This is a genomic window from Candidatus Frankia alpina, from assembly GCF_902806485.1.
GTDB classification, from domain to species: Bacteria; Actinomycetota; Actinomycetes; order Frankiales; family Frankiaceae; genus Frankia; species Frankia alpina.
On the sequence record NZ_CADCWT010000490.1, the window covers coordinates 1 to 1,167 of the forward strand.

1 protein-coding gene is annotated in these 1,167 nt (G+C 69.3%); it reads right to left on the reverse strand.

The features are described from left to right. Positions 1-539: 539 nt before the first annotated feature. Positions 540-1,167: DUF3987 domain-containing protein (locus G6R25_RS24120; protein ID WP_163554668.1), on the reverse strand; the 628-nt coding region annotated here is incomplete at its 5' end.

Sequence of the window (1,167 nt, forward strand, 5' to 3'; positions counted from 1 at the left end):
CAGGGGTCCGTGCTCGTCTCCAAGTGCGGCGAGGACGGAGGCGAGGGGAAGTAGTTCGCGACGGCCAGGGCGCGTCGGCTGAGACGACGGCGTGGTCTTCCTGTCGGCGGGGTTCCGTTGCTGCGTGGATGTGGCCATCCTTGGGGTGCTCCTTCTGAAGTGCGGCCCCGGCGGGTTGCTTGGTCGGCGGTCGCCGGGGCTGCTTTGGTTCGGGCGAGAAGACGAGAGCGCTTCTGGTGGTGCGCGGAACCCGTTGACAGCGTTGACACGTTGACAACCAACATCAACGAGACCATCGCCGCAGGTCAGAACCCCTGAACCGCTGTCAACACCCCCCGTTGACAACCCGTTGACAGCGTTGACAGCCGAGCCAGACCCTGAGCGGCTCTTACGGCGGAACCCGTTGACAGCGTTGACACGTTGACAACCGGCCTTTTCGCAGGCGTTTCCGCTGGTCAGCATGGGTGCCGAGCTGTCAACGGGGCCGTTGACACGGTGTTGACAGCGCTGACAGGCGCGGTGCGTGCCGGGCAGGGCTGTCATCGGCCGTCGCCGGTCCTGCTGGCGGGCTGGCCTGCGGTGAAGGCGTTGTTGACGGTGGCGGTGACGGCGTCGCTGTGGTCGAGGAGCTCGGCGGCGCGGGGGTGGACCTCGTAGCAGCCGTCGGGGCGTGGGCGGGTCCAGCCGAGCGTGGTGAGGGTGTCCAAGACGGCAGCGACGTCGCTGGCTTTGGGGAGTTGGCGCATGAGGCGCCGGTGCAGGTCCCTGCGGGTGAAGTCGGTGATCTTCTTGTCGGTGAGGAAGCGCAGGGTGCGGCCGGCGGGGCCGCTGGCGGGGTCGGCGGTGATGGTGTGCTGGGCGGCGGTGTAGTGGGCAGCGAGGACGTCGGCGAGGCGGACAGCGGCGGCCATCTGCTCGGCGTCGATCGGGCGGCGCCAGCCGTCGCGCGGGTGGTAGGCCATGTGGAGTAGGCCGGCGAGGCGCAGGGTGGTGCCGGCGAGCTTGTTGGCCCATTCGCGCATGTCGTGGAACTGGCCGCCGGGGCGGAGCTGGACCTCGATGCGTTCGGCGTGGGCAAGGCGTAGGGCGGTGGCGGCGGGGGTGAGGGTGATGACGGCGGGGTCGTCGACCCATTCGGCGAAGGTGGCGGCGAGGTCGTGAACGGTG